Raw genomic sequence first — 18,309 nt, 5'->3', positions numbered from 1 at the left:
GCGGCACATGACGACCACGCCAGCCCTCACACTGATCCGCGGCGCCGAGGTACTGACCCTGGCCGGGCCGCAGGGCACGCAGCCCGTGCATGCCGACCTGCTGCTGCGGGACGGCAGGATCGAAGCCATCGGCCCCGACCTGCCCGTGCCGCAGGCCTGCACACTCGTCGAAGCGCGCGGCAAGCTCCTAATGCCGGGCCTCGTCAACGCACACACGCATTCGAGCGAGACCTTCTTCAAGGGCCGCTACGAAGGCATGCCGCTGGAGACCTGGCTGCTGTACGCCTACACGTACCTCAGCGGCAGCCCCATCGGAGACCGCCTTCTGTACCTGCGCACGCTGCTGCTCGCCATGCAGTCGCTGAAAAGCGGCGTGACCACCCTGTGCGACGACTTCTTCGACCCGATGGCGCACAGCATCGACCGGCTCGGCATCGTCTTCCGCGCATACCGGGACGCGGGCATCCGGGTCAATGTGTCGAGCGCGGTGCTCAACACGCCGGTGCTTGACTCGACGCCCTTCGGCCACGAGCTGTTTCCCGAGCACCTGAGCGCGCAGCTGAAGTTCGGCGCACCGGCCACGGCCGCCGACTACATGGCGTATTGCCAGGAGGCGTTCCGGCTGTTCCACGGGCAGGCCGATGGCCGCCTGCGCCTTGCCATCACACCCTCGGCGCCGCAGCGCTGCACCGTCGACATGCTGCAGGCCTGCCACGCGCTGGCGGTGCAGCACGGCGTGCCGCTGCACACCCACCTGCTGGAGACGAAGGTGCAGGCCGTGGCAGGCCAGATGTTCTACGGCAAGACGCTGCTGGCGCACATGCACGACATCGGCATCCTCGACCGCCACGCCACCCTGGCGCACGCCATCTGGCTCACCGATGCCGACATCGCGCGCATGGGCGAGGCCGGCTGCACGGTGGTGCACAACCCGCTGAGCAACCTCAAGCTGGGCTCGGGGCTGTCGCCCATCCGCAAGCTGATGGATGCGGGCGTGCGCATCGGGCTGGGCACCGACGGCCTCTCGTCGAACGACAGCGCGCGCGTGTTCGACCTGATGCGTTTTGCCGCGCTGATGCACAACGGCCCGGGCTCCGACCCCGCCGAATGGCCGCGCGCCGCCGAGGTGCTGAAGATGGCCACCATCGACGGCGCGCGCACCGCGCTGCTCGACGAAGTGACAGGTTCGCTCGAAGTCGGCAAGGCCGCGGACCTCGTGATGCTGGACCTGGACAACGACAACTTCCGGCCGCGCAACGACATTGCAAAACAGCTGGTCTATTGCGAGAACGGCAGCTCGGTCGAGCTCGTGATGGTGGCCGGGCGGATCGTCTCGCAGGACGGCCGGCTGCTCACAGTCGACGAATCGGCGGTGTGGGCCGAACTGGACGAACTGCTGCCCGCCTACCTGCAGGAACACGGCAAGTGGGAGGCCGCCAACCGCGTGTTCGAGCCCTGCTTCGCCGAGGTGATACGGCGATGCCAGGCGGTCGAGCTGCCCGGCCTTTCGCGGCTCACACCGCCAATCGACTCCAGATAGAGTGCCGGCTGTTTCACTCGACCGCGCATTCACGCATCCGACACCCATGAAATTCGGCTACACCATCGTCTACGTTCCCGACGTCGCCCAATCGCTTCTGTTCTTCGAACAGGCCTTCGGCTTCACGCGCAAGTTCCTCCACGAATCGAACACCTACGGCGAACTCACGACCGGCGAGACCACCCTCGCCTTTGCCGCGCACGAGCTTGCGGAGTCGAATTTCCCGCAAGGGCATGTTGCTGCATCGGCCTCGGCCAAGCCGCTGGGCATGGAGCTGGGCTTCGTCACCGACGATGTCGCGGGAGCGCATGCACGAGCCATTGCGGCAGGGGCATCCGAACTGTCCGCGCCCGTCTCCAAGCCATGGGGACAGGTGGTCTCCTATGTTCGCTGCCCCGACGGCACGCTGATCGAGCTGTGCTCGCCCATCGGCGGCTGAGCAGCGATCGAACGGGCAGGCACGCAGAAGGTCAGCGGCCAGCCTTCGCCACGCTCACCGCGCCCTTCATGCCGGAGTCGTAGTGCCCCGGCTGCAGGCAGCCGAAATCGACCTTGCCCGCCTGCGTGAACTGCCAGAGCACCTCGCCGGTCTTGCCCGGCGCCAGCGTCACCATGTTCGGATCGGCGTGCTCCATCTCGGGGTTCTTCATCATCGCCTCGTAGTGCGCGCGCAGGTCCTTGCCGGTTCCCAGCACCAGCTCGTGCTTCAGGACACCCACGTTCCTGACCACGAAGCGCACCGTCTCTCCCTGCTTCACGCGGATGTCGGACGGGGTGAAGCGCATGTTGTCGGTCATGTCGACATGGATCGTGCGAAACGATTTCCCGGCCACGCCGGGCTTGCCGATGGCGCTGTCGGCGGCGGCGTCGTGGCCGCCTGCATGCGTGCCCGATGCGGCGGCGCCGGTGGCGGCCAATGCGAGCAGCGCCGCGACGGCGGGAATGTGGAGTCTGATGCGAACCATGGCTTTCCTTCTCTTGCGTTGCCTTGCCGTGAACGGATGAACGAAATGTCCGCCCGCGCCGCACTGTAGGAAGCCCATCCACGTATAGCCTGACGGGCCGGTGACAAGAAAGTAATCTACGCAGCCTTGTGCCGCCGCGCCGGAAGGAATCCATGTCGCATCCCGTCTTCCTGTCCAGTTCCGCCCTGCCTCGCATGCCCGAGGGCAGCCGCAACGAATGGCGCGGCTTCTTCGGTCACGGCGGCGAACTGGAAGCCAATGCGTCCTTCCCGCTGTTCTGGCGCGCGCTCTTCGGCGCGGACGACATCCGGCATGCGCGGTTCATCGACGAATACGACATCGACGATGAAGCCGCCGCCGCGGACCGCGCGGAATGCCTGGAACATTTCGGCGCGGAGGCCACGTACCCCTATCTCGTGACCGACAAGCGAACAGCATTGGCGCGATTGGCAAGCCGGCGCGAGGCCATCCTGGCGGCAGTCGGCGAGCGTTACCGGCCCATTTACGACGGCTTTGCGGAACTGATCGCGCATGATTTCGCGGACCATCTGCTGCTGCGGACCAGTGGGTTGCCCGACGCCGCCGAAGCCGAGAAATGGCTGCGCGCCGATCTGGCGGCCATCGACACGCCCGATACCGCGAGTGGCGAGATGAAGCAGCTGGCGAAAGACTTGTCGGCATACGGCGCGAACCCGGTATGGCTGTTGTCGGGCGCGGGCTCGACCGATGCGGGGTCCTGGCCCACGGAGGAACTGAAAGGCCAGTTTCCGCAGGTTGACAGGAAGAAGCCGAGGCGGGAGCCAGTCGCGCCACAGGCCGCGCAGCCAGCGTCCAGGCCCAGGAGCTGGCTCGACGCCGTGCTCGAATGGCTCGGCATCTTTGTCGCGGCAGGCGTGGCGCTGGGCACTTACGGGTTCACCAGGTCGGTGTGGCTGGCGCTGCTGGCCTTTGTTTGCGCGGCCGTGATCGTGGGTTTCGGCGTCGCAAAGTCGCGCGGACCTCGGGCGTGACTCGTGGGCGATGAAGGTCGTCCATATGGCACGATCAACCCATGCACGAGCCCTCCCGCCGAATCCCCTACCGCACCTGGCCAGGTGCGCTCGCGGTTCTGCTCGCCATTGCCGCCTACGTCGGCGGGCTGACTTTCTGGGACCGCCACACGCCCGGCGCACGCCCGTTGGCGCTGGCGGCCGGCGAAACCATCGATGCGGGCCAGGCGCGGTTCGTGCCGGCCGAGGGGTGGAAGATGGACGTGGCGCGCTCCAAGGCCGGCCGCTCGTTGATGCTGCTCAAGGGCGGCCATAAGTTTCGGGTGACGACGCAGCCCTGGGCCGGCGGCCCCGACGGTCCGCTGGTGCGGCAGCAGCGGCTCATGGAGCGCGGCCAGGGCCTGACCATCGACGGCGACGTGTCCGACTTCGTGACGTCATGGGGCCTGCAGGGCAAGACTTTCGCGTACTACGGCTCCAAGCTGGCCGGTCGCTTCTGGCAGGTGGTCGACATGCGGCGCAAGTCGCTCGTGCAGATCGACTTCTACGGACCCAACGAAGGGCTGGACGGCGCGCTGGCCGAAGCGCGCGGCATGCTGGACTCCATGGACATCGAGGCGCCGCAGGAATGAACATCGACGCTCCCGTCCTCGACAAGGACCAGGCCTCGTGGCCGGTCGGTACCGACTCTTTCTTCCAGCCGCAGCGCGCGGCGTTCTGGGTGCTCACGGCGCTGATCGTCAACGGCCTGTTCTACACGGTGAACATGTTCTCGCTCGGATTCCGCGTGGTCCCGGTCACGGCCTTCCTGGGGCTGCTGGTGTGGGGGCTCTACACGCTGATCTTCCTGGCCGCCTTCCGCACGCTCGACCTGCTCGAGCAGCATCCGCCGGAGGCGTTCATTCTGGCTTTCGCCTGGGGCGGCATGGGCGCGGTGTACTTCGCGGCGCCGGCCAATATCGCGATCCAGAGCCTGTGCGCCAAGCTCATATCGCCGGAGTTCGTGGCGGTGTGGGGGCCGGCCATCGCGGGGCCGATCACGGAAGAGTTCCTGAAGATCGCGGGCGTCATCCTGCTGGTGCTGGTCGCGCGCAACCAGTTCCAGACGTATCTCTCGGTGCTCATCGTCGGCGCGCTGGCGGGGCTGGGCTTCCAGGTGATCGAGAACCTGAGCTACACCGTCAACGCCTCCATGCACTTTCCGCTGGAGAACCAGGTCTATCCGGTGTTCCTCAACCTGCTCACGCGCGGGCTCATGAGCGGACTGTGGAGCCATGCGGCCTACACCACCATCGCGTCTTTCGGCATCGCCTGGTTCCTGCTGCATCCAGAGCGGCCGATGGCTGTGCGGGTGGCGGCGGCACTGTCGAGCTTCGCGCTCGCGTGGGCCATGCACTTCATCTGGAATTCGCCGTTCCTCGAAGATTTGTTCGACAACGGCTACGGCGAAATGGCCGTGCTGCTGTTCGTCAAGGGCATTCCCGCGCTGGTCGCGGCGGGCCTGATATGGCGCGTGGCCGTGAAAGAGAACGGCACGTACCTGCATGCGCTGGCAGCCGTCTTCGTGCCCGAGCGCGAGCTGATCCGCGACGACGAATGGGTGCGGCTGGGCGCGCCCATGCAGCGCTACAAGGTCCGCCGCGAGATGGGCTGGACCTACGGCTGGCGCGCGAGGCGGCTGAAGACCCGGCTGCAGCGCGAGCAACTTCGCCTGATCCGCAAGGCGGGTACCTACGGCCGCGGGCCGCAGACGCTGCGCCACGAAATCGCCATCAGGCAGCTGCGCGCGGAGCTCGATCCTTTGATCCAGCCGCGGCAGCCCTGATCCGCTTGGCCTAGGCTCAGCCTGCGTCCTTCAACGCCTTCTTCGCCTTCTCGGCCGAGCTCTTCGAGCGGTTCTTGTGATAGCCCGACTTGACGTTGTTCACGGCCTTGCCCACCGGGCCGCTCTTCTTGGCGTCGCTGTCCGCGCGCTTCTCGTCGATCTTGTGCTTGGCGGCGTCGGTCGCGTCGGAGGCGGCCTTGCCGATCTGGGCACTGGCGGTGCCGGCGGCAAGCATCGTCAGCGATGCTGCAAGCGCGATCAGGATCTTTCTGGTCATCGGGTGTTCCTCCAAGTTTGATGTTTGAGCGTCGATGCTCGCATCGCTTGGCGAAACCGCGTGTCAGCCACCACCCCGCATCCATCACGGCCGCCATCGCACATTTCCCGCACTACCGCAAAGGCCCAGAACTTCAAGCAGCGGATAAAGTCCGAGCCGGAACAGCCTCCTTTTTGCTTCTCTTTGCCGCCCATGCGCACCACCACCGCGAGCGCCGTCCTCTTCGGTATTGCCGCCCTGCTGCACGGCGCAGGCGCGTCCGCCCAATCGCTGAGCTGCGGCGGCATGCTCTCGGGCGTGGGCGACTCCAAGTATTCGGTCGTGCAGAAATGCGGCGATCCGATGTCCAAGGAATTCGTCTGCGTGCCGCGCCCGCAAGTCGCCTGGGTGCTTTCGCCCTACCCCGGCGGCCCGGCGCAACAGGTGATCACGCAGCAATGCGTGCCGATGGAAGACTGGGTCTACAACCGCGGCCAGGGCAACTTCCTGGGCATCGTGCGCTTCTACAACGGAGCGGTGGAATCGGTGCGCGACGGGGATCGGGTGCGCTGAGCGCTTTCATCAACGAACACAGGATCTGACGTGAGCACATTCCAGGATCATTTTTCGGACCAAGCAGCCTCCGCCCTGGCCAGACAGATGGCACTGGGCGATGTCATCGGAGAAAGGTCCTGGGGCATCGACGTGCAGAAGGGCGTGCTGAGTTTCGGCGATGACCTGCGATACCCCGCGCAACTGCTCGGCACGCACGCCTTAGGCCCCGGCACGTGGCTGTGGGTCTGGGCCAACGCGCAGAGCAACATCCCCGAACAGCACACCGAGGCGGCCCTGCGCATCCGGCAGCGCGGAGAAGCGGAGTCGATCGAGGCTTTCACCTCCGCGTCGCTGCAACTGGACGATGCCCTCACCGACCACATGATCGCCATGACGTGCGGCGGCCTCGAAGGCGGGCGCTGCTACTACCGCGCGCCCTACGACGGCGGCGCCCTCTTCGTGCTGCTCGACGACGTGCCGCGCGAGGTACTGGCACCTGTGACGCTGCCACGCGCGGTCACGGTGCTGATGGAGGTGATCTCGCAGTTCGACGTGAACCACAGGCGGATGGCGACGAACTTCCTGCGGCAGCAGGGCCTGGAGGCCACATCGAGCACCGCGGCGGCCATCCGGGCCGAGCGCGCGGGCGAGGGGCACATCGAAATCAGCTTCGATGAATCCGGCCGCATCTCGAACGTTGCCTGCACGCTGCTGCCCCAAGGCGCAACGCCGGCGGCAGAGCCGCCGCCCGAACCGAAAGCGCCGCGCTGGCAGTTCTGGAAGCGATAGGCCCCCGTCAGGGCGGCAGCACCAGCGGCCCGCAGCTCTCATCGGCCACGAACACCGACACCAGCTTCGCGTGTTTCACCGGGTCGGGGTTCTCCGCAAACAGGTGCAGCGTGCCGGGCGGCTCGAAGAAGGTCTCGCCGGGGCGGTAGTTGCCGGGCGGCGTGCCGGCAAGCTGCGAGCGCACCGTGCCTTCGAGAATGATCGCGGTCACCGAACCCGGATGGCGATGGGCCGGCGAATAGGCCATCGGCGGAAAGTCGACGATGGCGGTGGTGACGGACTTCCCTGGCACATGCGGCAGCGGCTCGCACGAGATCACCTTCACCGAAGTGGCGGGCCGCGCGGCGGCGCCCGGGCCTTCCACCGATGGTGCCGACGCGAACATTGGCCGGCTCACCGTGCTGCAGATGTCATCGATGAGCCGCACTGCCGACTGCTGCCCGCATGCGGCAGCAGCGCCCAGGCTGCGGCGGCGACGGACAGCGCGCCGAAGCCGAGGCACGTGCGGTGCCACGACAGCAAAGGCTCCTTCGCATTCACCGCACCGCCCCCAGCGGCAGCCGGGCATCCGCGCGCCACCCCAGCGCACGCTTCGCCTTCTCGCTGCTGACTTCATCGCCATCCTCGGCGATGTTGAAGACGCCGCCTTCCGAGCGCTGCAACGCCAGCAGCGCCGCAACGGCGGCGGCCTCCACATGCAGCGGGCTCGCGCCCTTGGGCTCGGCCGTCGAGGTGCCCGGACCATAGAGCTGGCCGTAGCGCAGCACCGTGGACGTCATGCCTGGCGCGCCCAGTACCGCCTGCTCCAGCGCGACGACGCCGTCGACGCTGACGCGGCGCACACCCTCCGCGCCGAGATCGAGCGGCATGTCTTCGGTGAAGGGCTTGGCACCGGGCGCATAGGCCCACGCGATGCTCTGCGCCACCAGCCTCTTCGCGCCCGCTGCCGCCGCAGCGGCCACGAGGTTGCGCGTGCCCTCGGTGCGCACCCGCGCGTTGAGCACGGCGGCCTCGGCCATGCGCTTCGGATCGAGGTCCTTCGGCAAGTCGGTGAGCTGGTGGATCACGCCCCACGGCGCGATGCGCGCGAGCGCTGCCGTCAATGCCGTCGCGTCGAATACATCGACGACCACCGGGCGCACGACCAGCGCTTCCAACCCGGCTGCCCGGTCGGCGCGCCGCGTGCTGCCGTACACGACGTAGCCCGCGTCCTTCAACAGCGGAATCAGCGCGGTGCCCACGGCCCCGGTCGCGCCCGCCAAAAAAACTTTCTCGCTCATCGCATCGATTCCTTCAAGCTGTTCATGGAACGAGCTTAGGCCTACGATGCCTCACCCGAAAGAACCAAGAATCGACAAAACGACTGGGCCATGGCAAGCGGCAAGAAACCATCGAGGAACACTCCGACGCTCGACCGCGCCAGGGCCACGCCCCTGTTCCGGCAGATCTACGAGCGCTACCGAAACGCCATCGAGCAAGGCACGCTGCGCCCCGGCGACCGCGTGGCATCGGCGCGCAACCTGGCCAGCGAACTGGGCGTGGCGCGCGGCACCGTCGAGGCGGCCTTCAGCCAGTTGACGGGCGAAGGCTATCTTTCGTCGCGCGGGCAGGCGGGCACGGTGGTCTCGCCGTCGCTGCCGGTGCAGCATGCGGCGCGGCGCGAACCCCTGCGCGTGGAGGCGCCCGTCGCCATCGGCGGACTCATGCAGCCGGGCGAACCACCGTTGCTGCAACTCGGCATCCCTTCGTTCGATGCCTTCCCGCGCAAGCTGTGGTCGCGCCTGGCGGCGCGGCGCATGCGGGGCATGGGCGTGGCCGACATGTTCTACGGCGCGCCCGCGGGCTTCGCGCCGTTGCGCGAGGCCATCGCAGCCTACCTGCAGGTGTCGCGCGGCGTGGCCTGCCATCCCTCGCAGGTGCTGGTGACACCGGGCTACCGCGCCTCGCTCGCGCTGGTTGCGAACGTGCTGCTCAAGAAGGACGACCGCGTGTGGATCGAAGACCCGGGCTTTCCGCCGACACATGAAGTGCTGCGCCGCACCGGCCAGCGCGCGGTGCCGGTGCCGGTCGACGAAGAGGGACTGGTGGTCTCGCGCGGGCTGCGCAAGGCGCCGAAGGCGCGCATGGCCGTCGTCACGCCCTCGCACCAGGCACCGCTGGGCGTGTCGATGTCGCTGGCACGGCGGCTGCAGCTGCTCGAATGGGCCTCCACGGCCAATGCCTGGATCGTCGAGGACGACTACGACGGCGAATACCGCTATGCCGGTCCGCCGCTGCCGGCGCTCAAGAGCCTGGACGGCAACGACCGCGTGCTGTATGCGGGCAGCTTCTCGAAGGTGCTGTATCCGGGCCTGGCACTCGGCTACCTGGTGGTGCCCGAGTCGCTGCGCGCATGCTTCGAGGAGGTAGCGCGCATCGGCTCGAACGGCAGCCCGCAGCTCATGCAAGCCATCGTGGCCGACTTCATGCGCGAGGGCCATTTCTCGCGCCACCTGAAGAAGATGCGGCTGCTGTACGCGCGCCGCCGGAGCATGCTCGCCTCGGCCTTGCTGAAAGCTTTTGGCGACGCGGTGCGCATCGACTTGAAGAGCGGCGGCATGCACCTGATCGCCCGCTTCGACGGGCTCGGCCATCGCGATGCGGAGCTGGCCCGCCGTGCGCAACAGGCCGGGCTGAACTGCCAGCCGTTGTCGGGCCGGCATGTCGCGGCGTCCGGCGACGAAGGGCTGCTGATGGGCTTCACCAACATCGCGAGCGCCGCCGAGGCGAACCGGCTCGCGGCCCTGCTTCGTGCCGCGTTCGGCTGAAGCGCGTCAGGCTTCGCCGTCTTCCTCGAGCGCCGCGCTGCGGTCCTTGATGCGCGTGACCTGCGACAGCACCGCATCGGCCGGTGTCATGTCGGGCCGCCGGCCCTTGTAGACGGGCTGTTCGAACTTGCCGCCGGCATAGCGGTACAGGTAGCGCACCTCGACCAGCGTGCCCACGGCCGGCAGCGCCTCGCCGGGCGGCACGGTCACGTTGCCGAGATCGACCATCGCGCCGGTCTCGTCGCGCAAGCCCACGGCCACCGAGCGCTGCGCATTGACGCGAAGCACCTCGCAGGTCGCGCTCTGGTTGAACTTGAACTTCAGGCTGGCGCTGCTGCGGCCCGCCGCGAACGGCGCGTCGAGCGCCTTCAGCACATAGCCTTCACTGTGCGCGGCCAGCAGTTCGGCGGCACGCCGGCGCTTGCCCTCGGCGCTCAGTTCGAGCGCGAGCACCGTGATCCACGGCACCGTCGCCGCGGCCTTCCGCAGATGGCCGAAGCGCTCGATGAATGGCGCGCCGCGCAGGTCCTGTCCCGCCATCTCCAGCAGGTCGAAGGCCAGGAAAGCATCGCCGACGTGCTCGCCCGCGATCACCGTTCGACCGGCGTGCGCGTCAGCGGCGCCGACCCATGCCTGCGGTATGTCGACGAACAGCCCGCGCCGGTTGGTGCCGCGCACCGTGCCGCCTTCGATCAGCAGGATGCGGTTCTCGCCGTCCGCCTTTTCCTGCAGGCCCCAGCCGGGGTCGTCGAGGTAGCGCGCCAGCTGCTCCTCGGCAATCAGCGTGGGCAGTTGCGGCAGCTCGCCGCTCACGCGGCCGGCGAGCTCGGTCGAGGTGTAGAGCGCGCCGGACTGGTCGGGCGTGTAGCCCTTGGAGGTCTTCTCCTTCACGACCTTCTCGTAGATCTTCAGCGCGGCCTCATAGGCGAGCGGGCTGCTGGTCTTGGTGCCCGTGGCGAGCGTGCCGCCGCGCCGGCCGTTGCCGTAGTCGACGACCCAGCCGTCGTCCTTCTGGCGCAGGTGCACCTGGTAGACCTTGTCCGAGCCCTGGCCCGTGAAGTAGAGAAAACTCGATTGTTGTAAGTGTTCCGTATTCGCCATCGCGCTCATTGCCTGCCTGTTCGAAAAGATGCCTGCCGAGCACGATGCTACACACGGCCAACAGGCGCCCCTGCCCGCTAAGATGCTCGGCGGAACAAGAAGCACAAGCATCCAACCCGAAGGCAGGGAGGCCTCCGCGTGAAGCGCATTCGCTCAGAGAAATTGATCCGCATGAAGCCGGGCGCGCTGGGCGCGAGCGGCTTCAGCACGGTGGAACTGTTCGCCTTGCCGGAAGCCCCGGGCCACGTGGTGCACGTGAGCACCAGCCGCGACGGCCAGCAGTGGAAGGAAACCGTCCACACACCCTCGCCGCTGCCGCTGGATGCCGCCACCGCCGCCTTCGAGCAGGCCGTGGCGGCGCAGATCGCGCAGGGCTACACCATCGAGGGCACCCCACTTGCCACTGCCCCATCAGCATCGCCTGCCCCCGTTGCGCTCGCACACCCCGGCGACGCCGTGCTGCTCGCCAGCCTCCACCCCGACACCTGGCGACTGCTGCCGCCGGTGCGCCAGAGCCGCGTGGTATGGCGCATCGGCGAACGCCGGCTGGCCGCCTCGGTGCCGCGCCTCATAGACCTCATAGAGACCGGCGAGCCGATGCTCGACTACTGCATCGCCTGGGCCATTGGCCGCTGCGGCGACGGCGGTGCGTTCGAGGCCATGCGCGAGCTGTCCCGGCGCGGCCGCACGCCCGTGGTCACGCGCGCGGCACGCTGGGCCGCATTGAGCCTGTGGCCGCAGGACCAGCGCGCCAGCGAAATGGCGCGCATCGCCGACGACTGGCCGGCCGCGCTGCGCCGCGCCTGGGCCGAGCTGCTGGAGCTGCCGCTTGAACAAGCCATGCCCCGCCTGCGCGATCACCTGGCCGACAGCGCGCTGTGGAACGGAATGAAATTTGCCGCGTGGGTCGAGCAGCTGTTCGACCTGTCGCTGCTCGAAGGCCCCGCCACCGACAGCCTGGTGCACGCCGCGCTGCGCGAGATCGCTCAGACGCTGCAGCTCGCGGCCGGCAGCTTCCGCGCATGGCGGCGCCTCTACAAGGGTGCCGAATTTGCGGGCGACTACGCACTGCTCGGCGTGCTGCACCAGCGGCTCGAAACACAGCGCGCGGCATTCCGCTCCGGCGGGCGCTGGGCGATGGCGAACGGCCGCTATGTAGAGATCGCGAAAGAAATCGTACGGCCCGACAGCCGCCTGGCCTACAGCCACCGCACGCGCGACTATCTGCGCCGCCGCACCTGGCGCAGCCTGCGCCGTCTGGCTCTGGCCGGCACGGCCGATGAGGCAAGCTGGCTGCAGCTGGCCATGGGCGTGCTGCTCGCCGCCGACGATGCCGACGCCGGCACCGCCGGCCAGCAACGCGACCCGCGCTGGAGCGAGGAACCCGGCCGCTGGCACACCGGCCCCTACAGCAACTGGCTGGTGCTGATGCAGCTGCTGCACCGCCACGACGCCGAATGGGAAGCCCAGCGCGGCGGACTGCGCTGGCGCCGCCACAGCCCGCTGCCCGCGCAGCGCATCGACCGTACCGAAGCCTGGCCGGAGCGCTGGGACCGCCATCCGCAAGCCCTGCTGCAGCTGATGCAGCAAGGCCGCTGCGCCGCGGTGCACGCCTTTGCCGCCCGCGCATTGCAAGACAACAAGCCCTTCTGCGAGGCGCTGGACGCGCCCACCGTGTGGAGCCTGCTCGCCAGCAACTGGGACGACACCGCGCGCTTCGCGCTCGCCATCGCGCGCCAGCGCATCGCGGCGGGCACGGCGCCCATGCAATGGCTGCCGGCGCTGCTGCGTTCTCCGCTCGCCGAGGCGCGCGCCTACGCGCTCGAATGCATCGCGCGCGATCCGGGCCTGTACAGCCAGCAAGTCGACCTGCTGCTGATGCTGCTCACCTCGGCCGATGCCGAAGTGCGACGTGCCTCGCGGCTGCTGTTGCAGGCGGCGGCGTCGAACCTCTCGACGCTCGATGCGCTGTGCGTCGAACTGCTGGCCTGGCTCGCGGGCAGCGATGCAGATACGCCCGAGCTGCCCGCCATCTGCGAGAACCTGCAATGGGCGTTGCAGGGCCTGCTGCGCACCGCGGCGGCCAAGGCGCCGCTGCCTGAGCTGCTCGCGCTTTTCGATCACCCCGCAGCCGAGGTCGTGGCGACAGCGGCCGAGTGGCTGCTGCTGCACCCGGCCTCGGTGCAAGGCCTGCCGGTGGCCGTGCTCACACGGCTGCTGCAGTCCGACGATGCGCGCCTGCGCGGCGCCGGCGTGCGGCTCTTCACCGCCCTGCCCGACGACACGCTGCTCGGCCAGCCCGAGCTGTTCGCAGCCTTCTGCGCCAGCCCGATGGCGCTCGTTCGCGCGGCCGTGGCGCCGAAGCTCGCGCAGTTGCTGCCGGAGCATCCGGCGTTCGGCGCGGCGCTGATGCCGATGCTGCGCGACGAGCTGTTCCGCGCCGAAGCCGCCGAGGGCGTGTTCGATGCCCTGCTGCAATGGCTGCGCGGCCCGCTCGCCGAGCACACGCGCAGGGGCGAGCCCGCCGTCACGCTGCGCCTGCTCGAAGCACGCAGCAAGGGCGCGCAACAGCTCGGCGCATGGCTGCTGCCGCAGCAAGACCCGCAGGGCTTCGACGTGCTGCAGACGGCGAGCCTCGGCCTCGTCGACACCGCCGCCGCGCGCCGCTGGGCCATGGACCAGCTCGCCGCACAGCCGGAACGAACGCTCGCGAATCTCGGCGACGCGCTGCGCATCTTCGACAGCCGCTGGGACGATGCCCGCGACTGGGCCCGCCAGTGGTTCGGCGCCCAGGGCAACGCGCCCCAATGGACGCCGGCGCTGCTGGTGCGCCTGTGCGACCACAAGGACGCCGGCGCGCAGCGGCTGGGCCGCGAGTTGCTCACCACGAATTTCGATGTGACCGACGTCACCACCTACATGCTGCAGCTGAGCCAGCACCCCTCACCCGGCATGCAGCTGTTCGTGACCAACTGGCTGGCTTCGGCCGCCGGACAGAAGCCCGACGTGCTCGCGCGGCTGGAGCCCTACTTCCTGAGCGTGCTGTCGCAGGCCAACCGCGGCCGGCTGGCCAAGGCGCGCGTCATGCAGTTCCTGGCGGCACAGGCGGCGCATTCGGAAGACATCGCGCGGATCGTGGCGCGCGTGTTCGCGCGGCAGGCCGTCACAGGCGCCATCACCGAGCGCGCACAGTACGTAGCGGGGCTGCGCGGCATCCAGGCGCAGTTCCCCGAACTCGACAACCCCTTGCAGACCGCCCCGGTACGCAGCGTCGCGCCGCGCCGCGCGCTGCCCGCCGCCCCGGGCGGAGGAAGCGCCGCATGAGATTCCAGTACCGCTACTTCGGCCAGTCCGGCGCGCAGCACACGGCCGACAGCACCGCGCTGCAGTTCGCGCCCGACACGCTGCGCGCGCCGGTGCACTTCGTGGCCGACATCAACCGCCACCTGCCGTTCCGCGAAGGCATGTCGGCCCTGCACGACGTGGTGGTGGGCGACCTGCGCTTCCAGCCGCGCGACAAGAGCGCGTATCTCGAATGGCTGGCCGGGCAGGAAGGCGAATTGCTCGCGCAGTTCATGGCGCGCAGCGACGAGCTGAAGACTCAGATGGCGCCTCTTCGCGACGAACTGGCCGAGCTGCGCAAGCGCAAGTCGGCCGTGCTGCAGCCCTTCCTGCGCGCGCAGAAGAGCTACTTCGACCACATCTACAAGGTCAACCGCGAGGCGTGGTTCGTGCTCGATCCGGTCATCACGGTGCACCCCGACCGCGTGTTCTTCGAGTGCTTCAGCCAGGACGAGTCGAGCTACGGCATGTTCTCGTGCAGCCACGACATCTTCGACCGGGTGAGCGACCATGCCTTCGGCACCACCAACGTCGACTACTCCGAGTCTCTGTACGACGAGTTCCAGAAGATCCGCGACTACAAGACCACGCGGCTGGCCATCGACCCCGGCGGCTTCCAGGTTCAGAGCGACAACGACCCAGCCTTCCACGAGCCGAAGATCGACGTGCCCGACAGCTGGGTGCGCGGCTTCCTGCAGGTGAGCAGCGCGATGCTGCTGCCGGCGCAGCGGCTGCAGCTGCACCCGATGGACGTGCACAACATCTGCCTCGTGCTGCGCCGGCGCAAGGAGCGCGTGGGGCCGCGCTCGCTGCGCTTCATCCTGCGGCCGGGCCAGCCGGTGCGCATCCTGTTCGAGCCCTGGGGGCACGAGCTGGTGTGCCCGCGTTCCACGCACAGCGCCACCTCGGACATCGACATCCGCGTCTGGGGCCGGCGCCGGCTGCTGCAGCTCGAACGCCTGGTGCCTGTGGCGCAAGGCTTCACGTTGCACCTGCTGGGCACCGGGATGCCCAGCTTCTGGGTGGCGCAGCTGCCCGACATGGAATTCACGCTCGGCCTCTCGGGCTGGACCGCCAACGACTGGTCGCGCAACGGCCACTTCGAACTGCTTCAACCGCGCCACACGGTCGACCAGGACAGCCAGCTTCGCGTGTTCGCAGCATTGGGCGAACGCTGGCGCGCCACCACCGCCGAGCTGGCGGCAGCCACCGGGCTGTCGACGCTCACGGTCGACGCGGCGCTCGGCGGCTACGTGCAGGCCGGCCGCGTGGTGTACGACCTGGCGCACGGCGTCTGGCGCCTGCGCGAACTCAGCCGCGAGCCGCTGCCCATGGACAAGCTGCGCTATGCCAGCCCCGAGGAAGAAGCCGCCGCCGAACTGGTGCGCGCACGCCGCATCGCCAACGTGAAGACGCAGGCGCGGCCCGACGGCGGCCTCGCGCTGAGCGGCAAGTGCAAGGGCGCGACCGGCCAGCGCGAATACCTGGTGAGCCTGCAGCTCGACACCGACCAGCGCGTGGCCTCGGGCGACTGCCAGTGCAGCCATTTCGTGCGCCACCGCATGACCAAGGGACCGTGCGAGCACATGCTCGCGCTGCGCCTGTCGGCCTTGCCGACCACGGCCGGCATCCAGAACGCAACGACAACGACGACAGATCAGGAAAGGACCGCACACATCGGCTGATACACTGCTTTTTGCGAACGGAGCGGGAAGGCTCTTGCAATCCGGTTGGCGTATCGCCACCCTCGCACACAGCACTTCCCAAGCGTCACTGGACGTCTCTTCACTGTGCCGTACACGCATGGTGACGCGACAACAGTACGGCTTCCTCGAAGCTCATCGGCGTCACCATGCGTGTACGGCGTCGAGTGGAGCCCTCCAGTCCCGAGGCTCTTCGACGAGATTCCCGCTTCGTTCGCATTTTTTTCTTCAGCAGTGCATCGGCCGGTGGCGCAGCGCCATGACCATGCAGTCTCCCCCCGCATCTTCCATTCCCGACTCGGCACTCACGCGCGAGCAGCTCTACGAGCGCATCCGCAAGGGTTCGAAGCAGGAGGTGGTCCTCGAGGAAATGCAGCGCTTGGGCTTCTGGCCGCAGGACGCGGCGCAGCCCACGGTAGAGGCCCGGCTGATCCGCCGCGAAAGCGAGCTGCAGGCCGCACTGAGCAAGCTCGGCGAGGAGCTGCGCGGCATCGAGGACCGCGACAAGGCCCTGAAGACGATGCGCAAGGAGCGCATGGCCAAGGCCCGCGAGCGCCGCGAGGAAACCCGCCAGCGCCTCGCCCAGGGCCGCCATGCGCGCGCTCTGGCATGGCACGAGCGGCGCCAGCGCGAACTGCTCTACGTGGGCGAAGGCGTGTCCGGCGGCCTGGGCGAGGCACGCAGCGACGCCGAGGTGCTGGCGCGCAACGCCCTGCCCGCCTTGCACCACGCGGGCGACCTCGCGCAGGCGATGGGCATCGGCCTGGGCGAACTGCGCTTCCTGGCCTGGCACCGCGACGTAGCCAGCGTGAGCCACTACCAGCGCTTCACCATTGCCAAGAAGAGCGGCGGCGAGCGCCATATTTCCGCGCCCATGCCGCGCATGAAGCGCGCGCAGTACTGGGTGCTCGACAACATCCTCGCGAAGATGCCGGTACACGACGCGGTGCACGGCTTTTTGCCGGGCCGCTCGATCCTCACCAATGCCGCGCCGCACGTGGGGCAGGACGTGGTGATCAACCTCGACCTGAAGGACTTCTTTCCGTCGATCGGCATGCGCCGCGTGCGCGGCGTGTTCCGCCAGCTGGGCTATTCACAGCAGGTGGCGAGCCTGCTCGCGCTGGTGTGCACCGAGGCACCTACCGACGAAGTGCAGCTCGACGGCCGCCGCTACTTCGTTGCGCGCGGCGAGCGCGTGCTGCCGCAAGGCGCGCCGACCAGCCCCATGCTGACCAACCTGCTGTGCCGCCGCCTCGACGCACGGCTGGCCGCCAGCGCGGCCAAGCTCGGCTTTCGCTACACGCGCTACGCCGACGACCTGAGCTTCTCGGCCGACGCCGCGCACAGCCGCGACACGGCCAAGCTGCTGTGGCGCGTGAAGCAGATCGTGGCCAGCGAAGGCCTCACGGTGCACCCCGACAAGCAGCAGGTCATGCGCAGGCACCGGCAGCAGCATGTGACGGGCATCGTGGTCAACGACAAGCTATCACTCGACCGCGACACGATGCGCCGTTTTCGCGCGGTGCTGCACCAGGCCGAACGGCATGGCCCGCAGGGCTTGCAGTGGAACGGCAACAGCGACGTGATCGGCGCGCTGCGCGGCTACGCGAACTTCATCGCGATGACCGACGCGGCGCGCGGTGCGCCCTACGTGGAACGCGTTCGCGCACTGGCCGCGAAGCACGGCGGCGGCAAGGCGGCCGCGCCAGCCGTGCCGCAGACGCCGTCGCAACGCAGCCTGCCCGCGGGCCAGTTCCGCAAGCGGTCGGCCGCGGGACAGGCGCCGTGGCCCGCGTGGTGGCAGCCCGCGCAGGCAGCGGCGCCCGTGCTGGAGAAGACAGCGGAGCAGATCGCCGAAGAGAAGAAGGCACAACGCGATGCGGCCCGGGCACAGGCTGCCGCTGGAGCAGCTGCGCCACAGGCCGCGGCGCGCCCGGCGCAGACGCAGGCGCCATCCGCGCCATCCACTCCCGCGGCCGCCCCCGCGCCCGGCGCCCTGTCCCGCATCGGCTGGATCGTCAGCATGATGTTCCAGGCGCTCTACGTGGTCACGACCTTCCTGGCCGGCTCCAGCCCGCTGATCTGGCTGCTCACCGGCGGCGTGTTCATCAGCAACTTCCTGCGACGAAAAAGCGGATGGGGCGGGTTCCTGGCGGCGGTCTTCGTGTCTTCCGCGGTGGCTACGCTCGTGCACAGCATGCGCAAGTGAGCGAGCGCCAAAACCACACGCCGCTTCACAGCGCAAGGCAAGCCAGCTACAGTCGTCGCTCCGACAAACAGCCACAGAAGGAGGTACGCGATGGAAGACACCGCTGTTCACGCCCCCCGCATCGTGCGGTTTGTCGTGCCTCCCCTAGCCCTCTGACCGACTGCTGACGCTTCACCCGCGCAGCACGTGCCCCTGACGGGCGCGGCCAGTCTGGTACCCGCGGCCCTT

The 18,309-nt window shown here is 68.6% G+C and carries 16 protein-coding genes; 11 read left to right on the top strand and 5 right to left on the bottom strand.

Annotated features, from left to right (window positions below):
* Nucleotides 1-7: 7 nt before the first annotated feature.
* Entirely contained in the window at nt 8-1,540 is a 1,533-nt protein-coding gene (locus C4F17_RS02530; RefSeq protein ID WP_106934172.1) for an amidohydrolase family protein, read from the top strand.
* A gap of 46 nt (nt 1,541-1,586) precedes the next feature.
* A complete protein-coding gene (locus C4F17_RS02525) occupies nt 1,587-1,979 on the top strand; it encodes a VOC family protein (protein ID WP_106934171.1) in 393 nt (130 codons plus the stop codon).
* A 31-nt stretch (nt 1,980-2,010) separates the two neighbouring features.
* Here the strand turns inward: C4F17_RS02525 and C4F17_RS02520 are convergent, their stop codons facing one another.
* Nucleotides 2,011-2,505, bottom strand: coding sequence for a cupredoxin domain-containing protein (locus tag C4F17_RS02520; protein ID WP_106934170.1), 495 nt, complete (start codon nt 2,503-2,505; stop codon nt 2,011-2,013).
* Nucleotides 2,506-2,657: 152 nt separating this feature from the next.
* Between C4F17_RS02520 and C4F17_RS02515 the strand changes: the two genes are divergently transcribed.
* From C4F17_RS02515 to C4F17_RS02505, 3 genes are read left to right on the top strand one after another with little or no spacing between them, the layout of a single operon-like run.
* A complete protein-coding gene (locus tag C4F17_RS02515) occupies nt 2,658-3,515 on the top strand; it encodes a hypothetical protein (protein ID WP_159053597.1) in 858 nt (285 codons plus the stop codon).
* A gap of 41 nt (nt 3,516-3,556) precedes the next feature.
* Nucleotides 3,557-4,126: a hypothetical protein gene (locus C4F17_RS02510; RefSeq protein ID WP_106934168.1), complete on the top strand. Its 570-nt coding sequence runs from the start codon at nt 3,557-3,559 to the stop codon at nt 4,124-4,126.
* Nucleotides 4,123-5,319, top strand: coding sequence for a PrsW family intramembrane metalloprotease (locus C4F17_RS02505; protein ID WP_106934167.1), 1,197 nt, complete (start codon nt 4,123-4,125; stop codon nt 5,317-5,319). Before C4F17_RS02510 ends, C4F17_RS02505 begins: the two co-directional genes overlap by 4 nt.
* Nucleotides 5,320-5,335: 16 nt before the next feature.
* Here the strand turns inward: C4F17_RS02505 and C4F17_RS02500 are convergent, their stop codons facing one another.
* Nucleotides 5,336-5,596 (bottom strand): hypothetical protein, encoded by a 261-nt coding sequence (locus C4F17_RS02500; RefSeq protein WP_081269051.1) that lies wholly within the window; start codon nt 5,594-5,596, stop codon nt 5,336-5,338.
* Nucleotides 5,597-5,788: 192 nt separating this feature from the next.
* Here C4F17_RS02500 and C4F17_RS02495 point away from each other — a divergent pair, with 192 nt between their 5' ends.
* Complete coding sequence (locus C4F17_RS02495; protein WP_106934166.1) at nt 5,789-6,148, top strand: DUF2845 domain-containing protein; 360 nt, start codon at nt 5,789-5,791, stop codon at nt 6,146-6,148.
* Between the two features lie 30 nt (nt 6,149-6,178).
* Nucleotides 6,179-6,919: a DUF6882 domain-containing protein gene (locus C4F17_RS02490; protein WP_159053596.1), complete on the top strand. Its 741-nt coding sequence runs from the start codon at nt 6,179-6,181 to the stop codon at nt 6,917-6,919.
* A gap of 7 nt (nt 6,920-6,926) precedes the next feature.
* On the opposite strand, the gene C4F17_RS02485 is transcribed toward C4F17_RS02490, so the two are convergent.
* Together C4F17_RS02485 and C4F17_RS02480 are read right to left on the bottom strand one after the other, a co-directional pair.
* On the bottom strand, nt 6,927-7,346 hold the full coding sequence (locus C4F17_RS02485) for a cupin domain-containing protein (protein WP_234382510.1): 420 nt from the start codon (nt 7,344-7,346) through the stop codon (nt 6,927-6,929).
* A gap of 109 nt (nt 7,347-7,455) precedes the next feature.
* Nucleotides 7,456-8,199 carry an NAD-dependent epimerase/dehydratase family protein gene (locus C4F17_RS02480; protein ID WP_106934164.1) on the bottom strand — a complete coding sequence of 248 codons (744 nt, stop codon included), beginning with the start codon at nt 8,197-8,199 and terminating at the stop codon, nt 7,456-7,458.
* Between the two features lie 90 nt (nt 8,200-8,289).
* On the opposite strand from C4F17_RS02480, the gene pdxR reads away from it, so the two are divergent.
* Entirely contained in the window at nt 8,290-9,726 is a 1,437-nt protein-coding gene (gene pdxR / locus C4F17_RS02475; RefSeq protein WP_106934163.1) for a MocR-like pyridoxine biosynthesis transcription factor PdxR, read from the top strand.
* Between the two features lie 6 nt (nt 9,727-9,732).
* Here the strand turns inward: pdxR and C4F17_RS02470 are convergent, their stop codons facing one another.
* Entirely contained in the window at nt 9,733-10,827 is a 1,095-nt protein-coding gene (locus tag C4F17_RS02470) for a DNA ligase (protein WP_159053595.1), read from the bottom strand.
* Nucleotides 10,828-10,965: 138 nt separating this feature from the next.
* Between C4F17_RS02470 and C4F17_RS02460 the strand changes: the two genes are divergently transcribed.
* The 3 genes from C4F17_RS02460 (at nt 10,966) to C4F17_RS02450 (ending at nt 18,081) form a co-directional block, all read left to right on the top strand.
* On the top strand, nt 10,966-14,151 hold the full coding sequence (locus tag C4F17_RS02460; protein ID WP_159053594.1) for a HEAT repeat domain-containing protein: 3,186 nt from the start codon (nt 10,966-10,968) through the stop codon (nt 14,149-14,151).
* Nucleotides 14,148-15,854, top strand: coding sequence for an SWIM zinc finger family protein (locus C4F17_RS02455; protein ID WP_106934159.1), 1,707 nt, complete (start codon nt 14,148-14,150; stop codon nt 15,852-15,854). The genes C4F17_RS02460 and C4F17_RS02455 overlap by 4 nt, the downstream gene beginning before the upstream one ends.
* Nucleotides 15,855-16,137: 283 nt before the next feature.
* On the top strand, nt 16,138-18,081 hold the full coding sequence (locus tag C4F17_RS02450) for a reverse transcriptase family protein (RefSeq protein ID WP_234382508.1): 1,944 nt from the start codon (nt 16,138-16,140) through the stop codon (nt 18,079-18,081).
* Nucleotides 18,082-18,309: the final 228 nt, after the last annotated feature.

The organism is Variovorax sp. PMC12 (assembly GCF_003019815.1).
Lineage (GTDB): Bacteria > Pseudomonadota > Gammaproteobacteria > Burkholderiales > Burkholderiaceae_C > Variovorax.
Note: the sequence above shows the minus strand (reverse complement) of the source record. Positions and strands in the feature narration are given on the sequence as shown.